The following is a 16,116-nucleotide window of genomic DNA, read 5'->3' as shown; positions in this document are numbered from 1 at the left end:
GCCGTTTTCGCCGTACTGATTGGGTGAGTATTTCCTAGTTTGGAAGTCTCTCTCCGTGTCAGTGAGGTCGCATTATAGGGAGGTTTGAGATCTTGGCAAGGGCTTTATTGCAGGTTTTCATCCAAAACGACCCGTTCGGTCGATTTTCGCTCTAAAGACCACTAAATCACATTAAACCGCTGAAGAATTGCACTCTTCTGGCCATCGAGATAATCTGAGATTCATATATCCCGTCAGGAAATCATGATGACTTCTGTACTTCGCAGCTATAAAGGTATCTTCCCTCAGGTTGGCGCTCGAGTTTATATCGATCCAACATCCGTCTTAGTTGGCGACATTGCTTTAGGTAATGATGTAAGTATCTGGCCTTTTGTCGCAGCTCGTGGTGACGTTAACCACATTCGTCTCGGTGATCGTACCAATATTCAGGATGGTTCGGTATTACACGTGACCCACAAGAACAATGATAACCCTGAAGGCTATCCCCTCATTATTGGTAATGACGTTACTGTTGGTCATAAAGTGATGCTGCATGGCTGCACGATTGGGAATAATGTACTGGTCGGAATGGGTGCTATCGTATTGGATGGCGTCATCATCGAAGATAATGTGATGATTGGAGCAGGCAGTCTGGTGCCACCAGGGAAGCGTCTCGAATCAGGATATCTTTATGTCGGTAGCCCAGTGAAACAAGCTCGCCCATTGAGAGAAGCAGAACGAGCGTTCTTGCAAAAATCCTCTGACAACTATGTAGCAACGAAGAACGAGTATTTAGCTGAAAGCTAACTGACCCAAACCTCCCCGCGCTCATTGATGTCTTCAGCTTCAATTGCCTCTTGCGCTAGGTCTTCATAATCGAAGCGATACTGACTAAAAACATCCAGTATCGCTTTTTCTGATGTTAACTCACCCTGATGATGCTTTTGCAGATCCGCAATAGCAACGAAACAAGGGATCATAACTCCAGACTGTTGAGCATCGAAATGCACCGCCTGCCTGTCAGCACTTATGCGCTGATCATCGGCGAAAATAATACTTTGATTCATCACTAATCCGCCAAGTTACGGCGAAGCTCCCTTAATACCTGAGTCGTTCCGGGTCTAAGACCACGCCATATAGTGAAACTTTCGGCAGCTTGTCCCACCAACATACCCAAACCATCAATAACGCGAGAGGCACCTTGCGCCTTAGCCCATTGGTTACTGCTCGTTAAGCCTGCACCATACACCATGTCATAGACAATGGTATTTTCAACAATAACAGAAGAAGGGATATTGGGATGGTCACCCGATAGGCTCGCGGACGTTGAATTGATGATGACATCAAATGCTGAGCCTTCTAGCTCATCGAATGCCTTGGCTGAGACATTCCCATGTTCTGAAAATAATTCAGACAAGGTTAATGCTTTACTGGCTGTGCGATTCGCGACAACCAACGAGGCAGGATCATGCTTAAGCAAAGGTAATATCACCCCTCTTGCCGCACCGCCGGCTCCCAACAATAAGATGTTGGCGCCTTCAAGCTGGACATGATGACTCAATAAATCTTGCACCAAACCTTCACCATCAGTGTTGTCACCAAGGATGCCACCGTCGTCGAGCTTTTTCAGGGTATTTACCGCGCCTGCTAGCTTAGCGCGCTCAGTCAGCATGGTTGCAAAAGCAAAAGCATCTTCTTTGAATGGCACAGTGACATTACAGCCCTTTCCGCCCGAGGCAAAAAAAGCCGTTATAGCTTGGTTAAATTCGCCAATAGGTGCTTCAAACATTTCGTACGTCATCTGCTGAGCTGTCTGGCGCGCAAACAATGTGTGTATAAAAGGGGATTTACTGTGTGATATCGGATTACCAACAACGACGTACTTATCCATTCGTGCTTACCAGTCCCTTGGTGTTAAATATTCGGTATAGAGCTTTTCTTCTGCAGAGCCCACTTCTGGCTCAAAACCGTATTGCCATCTGACGAGAGGTGGCATCGACATTAAGATGGATTCAGTGCGTCCGCCACTTTGTAGACCGAATAATGTGCCACGGTCATACACAAGATTAAATTCAACATAGCGACCACGACGATAAAGCTGAAACTGTCGCTCTCGCTCTCCGTATTCTGTGTCTTTACGTTTTTGGACAATAGGCAAATAGGCATCAAGGAAGCCTTGACCCACCGCTTCTATATAATTAAGCGAGGCATCAAAACCCCAGCTATTTAAATCATCAAAAAAGAGGCCGCCTACACCACGCGTTTCGTTGCGATGCGGTAAGAAGAAGTAGCGATCACACCACGCCTTGTGTTCTTGGTAAACATCATCGCCAAATGGCGCACAAATTGCTTTGGCGGTTTGGTGCCAGTGAACACAATCCTCTTCAACTGGATAGAATGGGGTCAAGTCAAAGCCACCACCAAACCACCATACTGGGTCTTCACCTTCTTTTTCTGCGATAAAGAAACGAACGTTAGCATGAGACGTCGGTACATGAGGGTTGTTTGGATGAACAACTAAAGACACCCCCATCGCTTCGAAGCTTCGACCAGCAAGTTCTGGACGATGTGCGGTTGCGGATCCTGGCATCTTGTCACCGAACACATGCGAAAAATTCACGCCCGCCTGTTCAAAAACAGCGCCCTCGCGCAATACGCGACTTTTACCTCCGCCCCCAGCTTCTCTTTGCCATGCATCTTCCTGAAATATGGCAACACCATCTTCTTGCTCTAATGCAGCACAGATAGAATCCTGAAGCGACAGTAAAAAGCGCTTTACAGCTTCTTTATCTACTTGCTGAGGGAGGTTTGGCACGTTAATTCCTTCTTTATTACTAACTTATTCAGCCTTGACGTAGCACCTTACCAGAACGCGCATCGCGGATCTCGGTTGGCTTATCACGTCCACCAATTATTCCATTCAACACACACGGTACGCGATCGCCAAGCTGGTTAACGACCTCTTCAACGGTTCGACAAGGCTCTTTACCGCTCAAGTTGGCACTGGTCGATGTGATTGGTTTTCCATAAGCAACGCACAATGCCTGAACATCAGGGTGATCAGACACACGCACGGCAACAGTGTCAAACTGGCCCGTCACCCAATCCGTGATGTTTTTGCCCGCAGGCATCACCCAGGTCACAGGGCCAGGCCAAGTGGCCAGCACATCCGCTTTGACACTATCACTCAAAGCATCGAGGTCAATATAACCGTCTAACTGCGCCAAGTTCGCAGCGATTAAGATTAAGCCCTTAGCTTTAATTCGCTCTTTGACCGACAGCAACGCTTGTACCGCTTGTACATTATCAGGGTCGCAACCAACGCCAAATACACCTTCTGTCGGGTACGCTATCACCTCACCGCGCGCCAATGCAGCGACACACTGTTCAACATTCGCCAAGGTTTCTCTCCTAATCAGGCATTTCGAAATTCGCCATACTATGACTAATTACCAATGTCATTCTCAACATTTTTGTCACACATCGAAACACACTCGTTAATTTTTATTCCACCCTAAACAAGTAAGCTTGTAGCGAAATGCACGGACGCAAACGTTTTCCTTGCGGATTTTTACCGATATAATGACGCGCAATTCCACTTCGCAGTACACGGTAGTTACAGGAGCAGATATGAAAGTCGGCATCATCATGGGTTCAAAATCCGATTGGCCAACCATGAAAAACGCAGCAGACATGCTGGATCACTTTGGCGTTGCGTATGAAACCAAGGTGGTTTCAGCCCACCGAACCCCTCAACTGCTTGCAGAGTATGCCAACAATGCTGCTTCTCGTGGCATAAAAGTTATCATTGCCGGTGCTGGCGGCGCAGCGCACCTCCCTGGTATGACCGCTGCATTTACCAGTCTTCCTGTTTTGGGTGTACCTGTTCAGTCAAAAGCATTGAAAGGCATGGATTCACTGCTTTCTATCGTACAAATGCCAAAAGGTGTTGCGGTTGGCACCCTTGCAATTGGTGATGCAGGTGCAGCCAATGCAGGCCTTCTAGCCGCACAAATTCTCGCAACCAGCGATGACGCCCTAATGAGCAAAATCGATAACTTCCGCCAAACCCAAACAGAAACGGTTCTGGCTCACCCTGACCCGTCGGTAGGTTAATCATGAATGTGCTGGTTCTAGGTGCTGGGCAACTGGCACGAATGATGGCGTTAGCAGGAGCCCCGCTAAATCTAAAAGTTAGCGCGTATGATGTACGAAGTGGCAATCTGGTTCACCCTGTCACACTCGAAGTGCTGGGTCATGGATTAGAAAACGGGATTGCAGGCGCTGATATTATCACTGCCGAGTTCGAGCATATCGCGCCTGATATTCTTAGCATCTGTCAGGCCAGCGGAAAGTTCTCTCCTGGAGAAGAAGCGATTCTGACCGGTGGTGATCGCCGCAAGGAAAAAGCTTTGCTCGACAAAGCAGGCGTCAACAATGCACGTTATCACACCATCCAAAACCGTGAAGATTTTGATACAGCGCTGAGCACCATCGGTGTACCAATGATCGTGAAAAGCGCCCTTGATGGCTACGATGGTAAAGGGCAATGGCGCTTAAAATCCCTTGATGATATAGAGCCTAATTGGCGAGATATCGCTGCATTTTTGCAAGCATCCCATCAAGGTGATCGTCAGTGTGTCATTGCTGAAGAGTTCGTACCGTTTGATCGTGAAGTGTCATTGATTGGCGCTCGCAACGCGAACGGTGAGCTTGAAGTGTATCCGCTGACAGAAAATATCCATACCGATGGTATTTTGAGTGTTTCCGTTGCAGCGGGTGAAAACGAGGCGTTGCAAACTCAAGCCGAAGCCATGTTTAAAGCCGTGGCAGACGCTCTCGATTATGTCGGCGTGTTAGCAATAGAGTTCTTTGATGTTAACGGCACATTGATGGTAAACGAAATTGCGCCCCGAGTGCACAACTCAGGCCATTGGACACAACAAGGCGCGGAAGTTTGCCAGTTTGAAAATCATCTGCGCGCAGTTTGCAATTTGCCACTCGGCAGTGCTGCCCGCATTCGCCCCACAGCCATGATCAACATCGTTGGTGAAGTGACAGTACCTGACGAAGTTATGCGTATTGCACATGTGCATTGGTACGACAAAGCGCCACGTCCGGGACGTAAAATCGGTCACATCAATGTCTGTGCAGACACAACCGCCGAGCTGAGTATTATATTGAAAGATCTCACATCACTGCTGGCAGAAAATGAATTCCCAGCATTAAAAGATGCCGCATCTTCGCTAAGCAAATAAAATAAAAGCCGCAAATGCGGCTTTTATTTCACTGAAAGCTAGCACAAAAGCTAACCCTGCTTTTGCTGGCATTTCTTGCTGGCACAAACCTTAAACGCTCCCGCCGCCAATGTCTTCTCGAGCAACAACGGGTAACCGCAAATCTCGCATACGCCTTTAATGGGCTTAAGGTTGACAGCGAACTTGCACTTTGGGTAGCCATCACAGGCATAAAAGACTTTTCCAAAGCGCGACTTCTTCTCATGCAAAGCACCCGTCTTACACTCTGGGCACGCGACATCTATCCCATCACCACCTTCAGGTGCCTGATCACGCTTCTCAATATGCTGACACACCGGATACGATGAGCAGCCGATGAACATGCCAAAACGACCCTGACGCAACACGAGTTCACTGCTACATTCAGGGCACGGCAACCCGAGCGCCTTCACCACATGGCCATCATTGTGGTTTAGTGATTCAGTAAAGTCACAGTCAGGGTGCGCAGAGCATGCTTTAAACGGTCCACGTTTACTGTGCCTAATAACAAGAACGCTGCCACATTGTGGGCAGCGTTCTTCTTGCTCCAGTGCATGTTCATGCGCACTGAAAAGCGATTCATCAATTTTTCCAGCCAAAACAGATTAGCCTCAAAAACTTATAGGAGAGTAGCCTTAGTGAAGGTACTCGTCTTCTGCTGTGCTATACAGCAGGTCTTCCATCTGATCATACGCGCGCTCATTACCTGGCACGTTGAACAGCACCATCAAGATCACCCATTTCAAGTCATCTAATGCGAATTCCTGCGTTTCCAATTCCATCACACGATCAATGACCATCTCACGGGTTTCTGGACTCAGCACGCTAATTTGTTCCAGAAATATCAAGAATCCGCGGCTTTCAGTATCCAGACGATCCATTTCTTTTGGCGTAAAGATACGAACCGAGGTCAACGCACTCCCCGTTAAATAAGGGGTCTTGTCGGCGTCTTGCAATAGCGCCAGCTTCTCCAGCCAGTTCAGCGCTTTATATATATCGTCCTGATGAAACCCTGCTCTGGAGAGTTCATCAGCCAATTCGTCCTGATCTACCAGCAACTCGACATCACTATGGATGTAAGTTTCAAACAGGTACATTAAGATGTCCATCATGGCTATCCCCTCCTCGCTCTGACATAGCCACCGGGTACTGCGGATACAAGCCCCAGTAGCTCTAGTTCTAACAACTTCATCATGATTTCGTGAACGGGTTGATCGCAGATTTCTGCAAGCACATCGACACACCTTGCTTCATTTCCTACGTTAGCCAACAGTTCAGGAAATGGCAATTCTTCTTGTAAAACTTGAGCCTGTGCCACGTCTAATTGATGGTTAATTGCACAACCCGCTAGCGCACCCACCTGTTCTAAAATCTCATCAACAGATTCCACTAAAAATGCGCCCTGCTTAATAAGCCCGTTACTGCCTTTAGCATGAGGATTGTGTATTGAACCTGGTAGCGCAAAAACGTCGCGCCCTTGCTCAAGCGCAAGGCGTGCGGTGATCAATGAGCCACTTTTCAGTGCAGCTTCAACAACAAGTACACCTGTAGAAAGACCGCTGATAATCCGATTTCTTCTCGGAAAAAATGCAGGTTTTGGCGGTGACCATGGCCACAACTCTGACACCAAGGCACCGTTTGACGTGACATCTTTAGCAAGATCACGATGGGGGGAAGGGTACACCTTTTCAAGCCCAGAGCCTAATACCGCGATGGTTCGCCCTCCTGCATCAAGCGCACCGCGATGCGCTCTACCATCAATCCCGAGCGCCAAACCACTGGTTACCACCACATCATGCTCGGCCAGCGACTGAGCAAACGCATGCGCAAGCGATAGCCCTTCAGCGCTAGCATCTCGGCTTCCAACGATAGCTATCTGGGGTAAAGATAAAACGTCAGGATTCCCCTCCACAAACAAAAGAGGCGGTGCACCGGAGATTTGCTTGAGAAGATAAGGATAACGCGGATCAGTGAGGCTGATAATGTCTCTATTCGGCAGAGAACACCATGTCATGCATTTGTCGATGACTGACATATCAGGGTAACGAAGCGCTTTAATTTGCGCGGGTTTAAAGCCCAGTGCCGCTAAGTGTATATCTTCAAGTTCAACAAGTTTTTCTGGCGGGTACTTACAAATGATTTTACTGACGGCATTGCCGCCAAGTCTTGGCACAGCAGCAAGCCGCAACCAAGACTCAAGCGATGCATCCATTTTAGCCTTCCGCTGACGTCACAAGCATAGGTGCAGAAAGTGGCTGAGTAGCATCAACGACCATTGCCAAGCTAAAGTGTGGATAGCTTTTTATGACCAGCAACATCCCCGCACGCTGATCCGGCAGTTGTGTCAACACGGGGGCAGCGGCACTATCAATGCCGCTTTCATAACGCATGTCGCCTTTTACCCCTTTCAGCACAGCACCAGGTTGCTGAACAGATAACGCATGTCCCGCTTTAACGCCATCCTCTGCACCCCGATCAACCACAACGATTTGACGAAGGCCTACATACTTACTGCCATAAAGATGACCGATCAAATTACCTTCCAATCCACTCGGTGCCGTTTGGGGATGAAAAACACTGCCCGTTTTTACACCCAGTGCCGGTAAAAGAATGTCGTTAGGTCTGACTTCTTGAGATTGCTTCACCAGCTTAAGTTCAGAAATATCGTCATGTACTCTGACTAACTTGGCTTCAGCAACCTTCTTAAGGCTTATCATCTTCAACATTTGATCATTTTCAGTACGCTCAAATGTTGTCACTGGTCGGTAAATGAACCAGTTTTCAGACTCAACGGATGCATCAATAAAGAAAGGGGTTCGCGTAGAAATGTAACTCCAACCATCCTGACTCCCCAAGACTCGAGGTGCCAGACCAAACTCAGCCTCGCCAATCAGCGTATCAAACGTCAGAAACTGTTTAAGCACAGACTGTGACGCAGAGCTAATCGGCAATTGCTTGGTGAGCCGTTCACCCGTTGCAAGAGACAATGCGGGTCGTCCTTCATCCCATGACAATCTCAGTGCATCACCTGGATAGATAAGGTGGGGGTTCTCAATTGCTGGGTTTTGTTGCCACAAATGAGGCCACTGCCAAGGGTTTTCCAAATAAAGGCCAGCAATGTCCCAAAGGGTATCGCCTTTGCGCACAGTATAATTGTCCGGTGCATCCTTTGATACCTCAATAACAGCGGCAGCTGCAGCTGCTGACAACAGATAAGCCAAACAAAGCGTGGCGAGCTTTTTAAACATCCTATGTCTCCAAAAGCATACTTTCATTTGGATGCTGTCATTTGAATCGCAAAATGTCTAGAATTAGCCCAATTACCAAAGCCGGATACGGCACAGTTCAACAATTTTAAGAGACGTTTATGAGTGTATTGCAGGTTTTAACCCTCCCGGACGATCGCCTACGCACGGTGGCTAAACCGGTAGAAAGCGTCACACCAGAAATTCAAAAATTCATCGATGACATGCTAGATACCATGTACGACGAAGAAGGTATTGGCTTGGCGGCAACGCAGGTTGATGTTCACCAACGCATTGTCGTGATTGATATCTCTGATTCGCGCGACGAGCCGATGGTACTGATCAACCCTGAGATCATCGAAAAGCGCGGTGAAGATGGTATTGAAGAAGGCTGTCTGTCTGTTCCTGGCGCACGAGCGTTAGTGGCACGTGCATCTGAAGTGACCGTGAAAGCGCTCGACCGCGATGGTAACCCTTATCAATTCGATGCCGACGATCTGCTGGCTATTTGTGTACAACACGAATTAGACCACCTTGAAGGCAAACTGTTTGTTGATTACCTGTCGCCGTTAAAGCAACAGCGCATCAAACAAAAGCTCGAAAAGATCAAACGCGCTAACGAAAAAACCAACTGAGGTTTCCTTGAGCAAATCACTACGTATTGCATTTGCCGGCACGCCGGATTTCGCCGCCCTTCATCTGGCGGCGTTGTTGTCTTCGCACCATGATGTGGTTGCGGTGTATACCCAGCCAGATCGTCCTGCTGGTCGAGGAAAAAAACTGACGGCTAGTCCCGTAAAAGTCCTCGCACAAGAACACAACATCCCGGTTTATCAGCCAGCAAGCTTAAAAGCCGAAGACGCGCAGCAAGAATTAGCCGCGATTGATGCCGATATCATGGTGGTGGTTGCTTATGGCCTGCTATTGCCAAAAGTGGTACTCGATACGCCACGCCTTGGTTGCATCAACGTGCATGGTTCTATCTTGCCACGCTGGCGTGGTGCTGCGCCTATTCAGCGCGCTATCTGGGCAGGCGATACCGAAACCGGTGTCACCATCATGCAAATGGATGAAGGCTTAGATACTGGCGATATGCTAAAAATCGCAACCCTGAGCATTGATCCAAAAGAAACCAGTGCCACGCTTTATCAAAGATTGGCGGAACTTGGACCTGACGCATTGGTTCATTGCTTGGATGATATTGCAGCGGATAAAGCTGTCGCTGAAAAGCAAAATGACGAACTGGCAAACTACGCCAAGAAGCTGAGCAAAGAAGAAGCACAGATCGACTGGAGCATGAGTGCCGTTGAGATTGAACGCTGCATTCGCGCTTTCAATCCATGGCCTGTGAGCTATTTCACCCTGACCGTCAACGATCAGGGCGAGCACAACATCAAAGTATGGGATGCCGACGTCGAGACGGACGAAAGCACAAGTGTCCCTGGTACCATCTTGTCGGCAGACAAAAAAGGCATTCGCGTTGCCACGGGTAACGGTGTGCTATGTCTAACGTCAATCCAGCCTCCGGGCAAGAAAGCCATGAGTGCAGCAGACATGTTGAACTCTCGCCGCGACTGGTTTGAACCTGGCAATATCCTGTAATGCCGGAGGCCAGCTTGCTGGCCTTTTTTAGTGGTTAGTAACACTTTTCATCACGCGCTGTCTTATCACAGCGCGTGACTTCCTGACAAAGGTACCTTAATGAATGTAAGAGCTGTCGCTGCACAGGTTATCTATCAGGTGGTCGATCAAGGACAATCGCTGTCTGCGGTTCTGCCACCTGCTCAGCAAAAAGTGGCACCGCGAGATGGCGCACTGTTGCAAGAAATCTGCTACGGCGTACTGCGCTGGCTTCCGCGCCTTGAATCCATCACCCAAAGTCTGATGGACAAACCGTTGAAGGGAAAACAACGTGTGTTCCACCACCTGATCTTGGTGGGGCTTTACCAAATAAGCTTCATGCGTATACCGCCACATGCTGCTGTTGCCGAGACAGTCGATGCCACCAAAGTACTTAAAAAGCCTCAGCTTCGCGGCCTGGTTAACGCCGTATTGCGCAGCTACCAACGCAACCAAGAAGCATTGGATACCGCCGCTGTCACGCACGACGCCGGTAAATATGGCCACCCCGGTTGGTTGTTGAAGCTGTTGCAAAACGCCTATCCAGATCAATGGGAACAGGTTGTTGAAGCTAATCACGAGAAAGCCCCAATGTGGCTTCGCGTTAACCGTACTCATCACACCCGAGATAGCTACCGCGCACTGCTGACAGACATAGGCATCGACACCGATATTCACTCAGAAGCCGAAGACGCACTCAAGCTTGCCTCACCGTGTGATGTGACAGCGCTGCCAGGCTTTGCTGATGGTTGGGTGTCTGTTCAAGATGCTGCCGCCCAGCTTTCAATCAATTATCTCAAGCCGCAATCTGGCGAGCTGATTTTGGATTGTTGCGCCGCACCGGGTGGAAAAACCTGCCATATTCTTGAACACCAAGCGGATGCGAAGGTTGTTGCGATGGATGTCGACGCCACCCGCTTACTGCGCGTGAAAGAGAACCTCCAACGTTTGCAACTCAATGCACAGGTGATATGCGGGGATGCACGTTATCCTGCTGACTGGTGGCAGGGTGAACAGTTTGATCGTATCCTGCTTGACGCGCCATGTTCCGCGACGGGTGTGATACGTCGCCACCCAGACATCAAATGGCTGCGACGCGCTGACGATATTGCACAGCTTGTCACGTTGCAATCCGAAATCATGGACGCCATGTGGGCGCAGTTAAAGTCAGGTGGCACCATGGTCTACGCAACCTGCTCTATCACACCACAAGAAAACAGCGAACAAGTGACAGCATTTCTTGCTCGCACCCGTGATGCAACGCTAAAAACAGGCACTGTTGACAAACCCGGTCGCCAAATTTTGCCGGGACAAGAAAACATGGATGGATTCTATTACGCGGAACTAACAAAAGCGTAGTGGTGCCAATGCGGGTGCGGCAACGCCCACCCGTAAAAACCAATAAAACATGAACTGAGGTTCAGGCAGACGTTATGAAAATTATCATCTTGGGGGCTGGACAAGTCGGCGGTACATTGGCCGAAAATCTGGTTGGCGAAAATAATGACATTACCATTGTCGATAAAAACCCTGAGCGCCTCAGAGAGCTACAAGACAAATACGATTTACGCGTCGTTCAAGGTTATGCCAGCCATCCATCTACACTGTTAGAAGCCGGCGCGCAGGATGCCGACATGCTGGTTGCGGTAACCAACTCCGACGAAACCAACATGATTGCTTGCCAAGTCGCTTTTACCCTCTACAACACCCCCAATCGCGTTGCGCGGATCCGAAGCCCTGAGTACCTCGCTGCTAAAGAGCAGCTATTCCAAACCGATGCCTGTCCGGTCGATCACCTGATTGCGCCAGAAGAGTTGGTAACAAGGTATATTCATCGCTTAATTGAATACCCGGGTGCGTTGCAAGTGGTGAACTTTGCCGATAACAAAGTCGGCCTTGTCGCAGTCAAAGCTTATTACGGTGGCCCGCTGGTGGGGAATGCACTGTCCGCTTTGCGTGAGCACATGCCTCACGTTGATACCCGTGTTGCCGCTATATTTCGCCGCGACCGTCCTATTCGTCCGCAAGGCACCACCATCATTGAAGCGGATGATGAAGTGTTTTTTGTCGCGGCCAGTAACCACATTCGCTCCGTGATGAGTGAGCTCCAGCGTCTTGAAAAGCCTTATAAGCGCATCATGATTGTTGGGGGCGGCAACATTGGCGCAGGACTTGCGCGCAGCTTAGAACGTGCTTACAGCGTGAAGCTGATTGAGCGCAGCCCTCGACGCGCTGAACAGTTGTCCGAGATACTCGAAAACACCATCGTTTTTTGTGGTGATGCGTCGGATCAAGAGTTGTTGAGTGAAGAGCATATCGATCAGATTGATGTGTTTATCGCAGTGACCAACGAAGATGAAGCCAATATCATGTCAGCCATGCTGGCAAAACGTTTAGGTGCCAAGAAAGTCATGGTACTGATTCAGCGCAGCGCCTATGTGGATCTCGTGCAAGGTGGAGCCATTGATATTGCGATTTCGCCGCAGCAAGCAACCATATCGGCCTTACTGACTCACGTTCGTAAAGCAGACATCGTCAACGTGTCGTCACTTCGTCGCGGTGCAGCCGAAGCGATTGAAGCCATTGCACACGGTGATTCCAACACATCAAAAGTCGTTGGTCGTGCCATTGGGGACATTAAATTGCCACCAGGTACCACTATTGGCGCCATTGTTCGAGAAGACGAAGTTCTGATCGCTCATGATAAAACGGTTATTCAGCAAGACGACCATGTGGTGATGTTCTTGGTGGATAAGAAGTATATCCCGGATGTGGAAAGGCTGTTCCAGCCAAGTCCATTCTTCCTCTAATACGCCGAACTATGCATGGTTAATTTCAGACCCGTACTGTTTGTTATCGGGTTGGTCTTATCAAAGATCGCCCTTTTCATGTACGTCCCAACCCTGACCGCGTTTTTTACGGGCACACCAGGGTTTCTTGATTTTGGCCTCGCGGTCATCATCACTCATGTTGCCGCCTTCCTTTGCTTAACGCTTGGCAAAACAGATAATTTTCGACTCAATGCCCGAGACATGTTTGTCATCACCACATTGGTGTGGCTGATCGCCAGTGCCTTTGCAGCACTACCGTTTGTGTTTATCAACCACATCAGCTTTACCGATGCGTATTTCGAGACCATGTCAGGCATTACAACGACAGGCTCAACGGTATTAAGCCATCTCGACAAAATGGCGCCCGCCATTTTGCTCTGGCGCTCAATATTACAATGGCTTGGCGGCGTCGGCTTTATCGTGATGGGCGTGGCGATCTTGCCGTTTTTGAATGTGGGTGGCATGCGATTGTTTCAAACTGAATCGTCAGACTGGTCGGCAAAATCCAGCCCTCGCACCAAAAACGTCGCGACCAGTATCATGAAAGTGTACCTGTTCTTATCGGTACTTTGCTTTCTCGCTTACTGGCTAACAGGTATGACTCCCTTTCAGGCGCTTAACCACGCCATGACAACGATATCTACAGGCGGCTATTCTACGTCTGATGCGTCAATGAACCGTTTCTCTCATTCCGCGCAATGGGTAGGGACGGTGTTCATGTTTGCGGGCGGATTGCCTTTCTTGCTCATGATGCAATCTCTGCGTCGACGTGATGCATCCTTGGTCATCAATGACGCTCAGATCCGTGGCTTTACCTACCTCGTGCTCGCCACCTCTACGATGGTGAGCATCTGGCTAGTGACATACAAAAGCTACGCCATTGCCGATGCAATTCGCGTCTCCACGTTCAACATCGTCTCGGTCGTCACCACAACAGGATTTGGGTTAGATGACTTCACGGCATGGGGCCCGTTTGCTTCGGTCATTTTTGCGTTTATGTTAATCGTGGGCGGTTGCTCTGGTTCAACGGCAGGCGGAGCGAAAATTTTCCGTTTTCAGGTGGCATTAGCACTGTTAAAAAAACACATTCAACAACTGGTTCACCCATCCGGTGTATTTATTCAGCGTTACAACGGCAGGCCCGTCAATGAAGATATCGTGCGTTCAGTGGTGGCATTCGCCATCACCTACCTGTTCACCATCTTAGTGGTTGCAATGGTACTGGCAGCGACAGGTTTGGATGGAATTACTAGCCTTAGCGGCGCCATGACTGCCGTTGCCAATGTTGGTCCTGGCATGGGTAACATCATTGGCCCAACCGGCAATTTTGCCAGTCTGTCTGACACTGCAAAATGGGCGCTTTGCATTGGCATGCTCATGGGGCGGTTGGAAATTCTGACAGTACTTGTATTGTTGTTTCCGGCCTTTTGGCGCGATTAACCATGCCATAAAAAATGAGAAAGCGAGAGATTCTACTCTCTCGCCTTTTCTGATTGTTAATGGCTTTCTAAAAGCTTAAACGGGCGTGACATACCAATAGATGGCGAGAAAATGAAGCACTGTCCCACCCAACACAAATAAATGCCAGATAGCATGATTATAGGGAATGGAAGGTTTGACGTAGAAAATCACACCGAGGGAATACACCACGCCGCCCAATGCTAACAAAACCAATCCTGCTGTCGGGACCACATCCGCCAACTGATAAACCACCACGAGCGACAGCCACCCCATGGCTAAGTAAGTAAAGAGTGATAAGGATTCAAAGCGGTAAACAAACGCAATTTTCATTACGATGCCCACCAATGCAATACCCCAAATCAGCGCCATCAAACCCATCGCTAGGGGCGTGCGCAAACTTATCAGCAGAAACGGGGTATAGGTCCCGGCTATCAGTAAATAGATAGCGCAGTGGTCGAAAGTCTTAAGCGCGCGTTTGAATTTTTCAAAAGGAATGGCGTGATACAAGGTCGAGGCCAAGTACAAAATAATGATACTGGCACCATAGACGCTATAACTCACAATACTTAGCACATCGGCGTGCGCGTCAACCGCTTTGACCAGCAGTAATATGAGTGCAACAGCACCGAACAAGACACCTAGCCCATGGCTAATGCTACTGGCAATTTCTTCTTTAACCGAATACGAGGGAGTGTCAGATACACAGGTCGTCATTGGACAATCATCCTTCTAAATAAAACGACTTAAGTGAGGCTGATAATGAGTATGACACATTTAAGCGTACACGTGTAAGCTTAAAATATTATTCGATTTTGTCCAAAAACGCCTCAATGTGCTTAGTGATTTGCACGGGTGAAGCATCATGAGGAATCGTCAACGCGCGTTTCACTTTATTCGCCCCCACCAAACGCCCTAAGGCATCACCGACTCCTTCACCTTGTCGCGATAACATTAGCGCCAACTGCAATCCCTCAGTATCTCGAGACGCCACCAACTCAACGCGTCGCAAGCTTTCCATCAATCGGCCAGACACTGGCACCAAAGTCATTCGTTGCTCAAAAGGCAAAGAGGCCAGTTCAACATCTTGGTTGCTGACCTTTTCAATGCGTAAACCTGCTTGTTCAAATCCGTCAAACACCGCATTCAACAGCGCATCGGGTGTGACGGTCAGAAAAACCTCACAGGACGCATCTTTCGCCATGGGAATGTCAAGATTGCCCACCATCCATATCTTTCCATCCCCCATCGATAAAGGCGTGTCCAATGGGATTTGAAACTGGGTATCGAATTGTCTCTGCTCTCCCGCTTCAAGCGCAAAGGTATCCGGCAGTCGCCATTTAACCAAAGAATGTGTCATCCGCCGTTTCTGGCGCTTTTGACCTTGCTCTCCGTTCGAGCGAAGCTGCTCCCACCCCATATAATCACAACGAAGCTCAAACGATAAAGTATCAATCTGCTGGCGAGTATTACCCCCAGTGACTAAAACTGTGGCCGATGTTGATTCGCCCTGAGCGAACGATGTTTTAGGCAAAACCAATGCGATCTGGGCGCTGCCGACGCCCACTTTTGCCAACGCTTTCTTAAACCATCCCATGATGACGCCTCCTTGTCCTATTCATCGCTAGATCCCTCACACAAAAACCATTTTTGCTCAGTGTAGACATACGTTAATGGTGTTGCTGTCACAGCATCCCCCTAAATTCT

Annotated in this window: 18 protein-coding genes; 8 read left to right on the top strand and 10 right to left on the bottom strand. The window is 48.9% G+C overall.

Annotated features, from left to right (window positions below):
- The first annotated feature begins 246 nt into the window (after positions 1-246).
- Positions 247-786, top strand: coding sequence for a gamma carbonic anhydrase family protein (locus A1OO_RS06965; RefSeq protein ID WP_017005317.1), 540 nt, complete (start codon positions 247-249; stop codon positions 784-786).
- Here A1OO_RS06965 and A1OO_RS06960 read toward each other — a convergent pair.
- From A1OO_RS06960 to A1OO_RS06945, 4 genes are read right to left on the bottom strand one after another with little or no spacing between them, the layout of a single operon-like run.
- Positions 783-1,046, bottom strand: a complete 264-nt coding sequence (locus tag A1OO_RS06960; RefSeq protein ID WP_017005316.1) for a DUF1488 domain-containing protein — start codon at positions 1,044-1,046, stop codon at positions 783-785. The two genes, A1OO_RS06965 and A1OO_RS06960, sit on opposite strands and share 4 nt — an antisense overlap.
- A 2-nt stretch (positions 1,047-1,048) precedes the next feature.
- The gene (aroE, locus tag A1OO_RS06955; protein ID WP_016960952.1) at positions 1,049-1,870 is read right to left on the bottom strand and encodes a shikimate dehydrogenase; all 822 of its coding nucleotides are present in this window, start codon (positions 1,868-1,870) and stop codon (positions 1,049-1,051) included.
- Between the two features lie 6 nt (positions 1,871-1,876).
- Complete coding sequence (hemF, locus tag A1OO_RS06950; RefSeq protein WP_017005315.1) at positions 1,877-2,794, bottom strand: oxygen-dependent coproporphyrinogen oxidase; 918 nt, start codon at positions 2,792-2,794, stop codon at positions 1,877-1,879.
- Positions 2,795-2,822: 28 nt separating this feature from the next.
- A complete protein-coding gene (locus A1OO_RS06945) occupies positions 2,823-3,380 on the bottom strand; it encodes an L-threonylcarbamoyladenylate synthase (protein ID WP_016960950.1) in 558 nt (185 codons plus the stop codon).
- A gap of 229 nt (positions 3,381-3,609) precedes the next feature.
- Here A1OO_RS06945 and purE point away from each other — a divergent pair, with 229 nt between their 5' ends.
- Positions 3,610-4,095, top strand: coding sequence for a 5-(carboxyamino)imidazole ribonucleotide mutase (gene purE / locus A1OO_RS06940; RefSeq protein ID WP_016960949.1), 486 nt, complete (start codon positions 3,610-3,612; stop codon positions 4,093-4,095).
- Positions 4,096-4,097: 2 nt separating this feature from the next.
- The gene (locus A1OO_RS06935) at positions 4,098-5,237 is read left to right on the top strand and encodes a 5-(carboxyamino)imidazole ribonucleotide synthase (protein ID WP_017005314.1); all 1,140 of its coding nucleotides are present in this window, start codon (positions 4,098-4,100) and stop codon (positions 5,235-5,237) included.
- A gap of 50 nt (positions 5,238-5,287) precedes the next feature.
- On the opposite strand, the gene A1OO_RS06930 is transcribed toward A1OO_RS06935, so the two are convergent.
- From A1OO_RS06930 to A1OO_RS06915, 4 genes are read right to left on the bottom strand one after another with little or no spacing between them, the layout of a single operon-like run.
- Positions 5,288-5,854: a DNA topoisomerase family protein gene (locus A1OO_RS06930; RefSeq protein WP_017005313.1), complete on the bottom strand. Its 567-nt coding sequence runs from the start codon at positions 5,852-5,854 to the stop codon at positions 5,288-5,290.
- A 36-nt stretch (positions 5,855-5,890) separates the two neighbouring features.
- Positions 5,891-6,367: a DUF494 family protein gene (locus tag A1OO_RS06925; RefSeq protein ID WP_016960946.1), complete on the bottom strand. Its 477-nt coding sequence runs from the start codon at positions 6,365-6,367 to the stop codon at positions 5,891-5,893.
- A gap of 2 nt (positions 6,368-6,369) precedes the next feature.
- Positions 6,370-7,467, bottom strand: a complete 1,098-nt coding sequence (gene dprA, locus A1OO_RS06920) for a DNA-processing protein DprA (protein WP_016960944.1) — start codon at positions 7,465-7,467, stop codon at positions 6,370-6,372.
- Between the two features lies 1 nt (position 7,468).
- Positions 7,469-8,503 carry a LysM peptidoglycan-binding domain-containing protein gene (locus A1OO_RS06915; RefSeq protein ID WP_016960943.1) on the bottom strand — a complete coding sequence of 345 codons (1,035 nt, stop codon included), beginning with the start codon at positions 8,501-8,503 and terminating at the stop codon, positions 7,469-7,471.
- A 119-nt stretch (positions 8,504-8,622) separates the two neighbouring features.
- On the opposite strand from A1OO_RS06915, the gene def reads away from it, so the two are divergent.
- The 5 genes from def (at position 8,623) to A1OO_RS06890 (ending at position 14,391) form a co-directional block, all read left to right on the top strand.
- Entirely contained in the window at positions 8,623-9,135 is a 513-nt protein-coding gene (gene def / locus A1OO_RS06910; RefSeq protein ID WP_017005312.1) for a peptide deformylase, read from the top strand.
- A gap of 7 nt (positions 9,136-9,142) precedes the next feature.
- A complete protein-coding gene (gene fmt / locus A1OO_RS06905) occupies positions 9,143-10,102 on the top strand; it encodes a methionyl-tRNA formyltransferase (protein WP_016960941.1) in 960 nt (319 codons plus the stop codon).
- A 99-nt stretch (positions 10,103-10,201) separates the two neighbouring features.
- Positions 10,202-11,479 (top strand): 16S rRNA (cytosine(967)-C(5))-methyltransferase RsmB, encoded by a 1,278-nt coding sequence (gene rsmB, locus A1OO_RS06900; protein ID WP_016960940.1) that lies wholly within the window; start codon positions 10,202-10,204, stop codon positions 11,477-11,479.
- A gap of 74 nt (positions 11,480-11,553) precedes the next feature.
- Positions 11,554-12,930: a Trk system potassium transporter TrkA gene (gene trkA, locus A1OO_RS06895; protein ID WP_016960939.1), complete on the top strand. Its 1,377-nt coding sequence runs from the start codon at positions 11,554-11,556 to the stop codon at positions 12,928-12,930.
- A 15-nt stretch (positions 12,931-12,945) separates the two neighbouring features.
- A complete protein-coding gene (locus tag A1OO_RS06890) occupies positions 12,946-14,391 on the top strand; it encodes a TrkH family potassium uptake protein (protein WP_026024109.1) in 1,446 nt (481 codons plus the stop codon).
- A gap of 75 nt (positions 14,392-14,466) precedes the next feature.
- Here the strand turns inward: A1OO_RS06890 and trhA are convergent, their stop codons facing one another.
- Positions 14,467-15,126 (bottom strand): PAQR family membrane homeostasis protein TrhA, encoded by a 660-nt coding sequence (gene trhA / locus A1OO_RS06885; protein WP_016960937.1) that lies wholly within the window; start codon positions 15,124-15,126, stop codon positions 14,467-14,469.
- An 88-nt stretch (positions 15,127-15,214) separates the two neighbouring features.
- Positions 15,215-16,006, bottom strand: a complete 792-nt coding sequence (locus A1OO_RS06880) for a sporulation protein (protein WP_017005310.1) — start codon at positions 16,004-16,006, stop codon at positions 15,215-15,217.
- Between the last annotated feature and the right edge of the window lie 110 nt (positions 16,007-16,116).

The sequence above is a fragment of the Enterovibrio norvegicus FF-33 genome, assembly GCF_000286835.2.
Classification (GTDB): Bacteria; Pseudomonadota; Gammaproteobacteria; order Enterobacterales; family Vibrionaceae; genus Enterovibrio; species Enterovibrio norvegicus_A.
The sequence above is the reverse complement of the archived record's forward strand: the minus strand, read 5'-3'. Positions and strand labels throughout refer to the sequence as shown.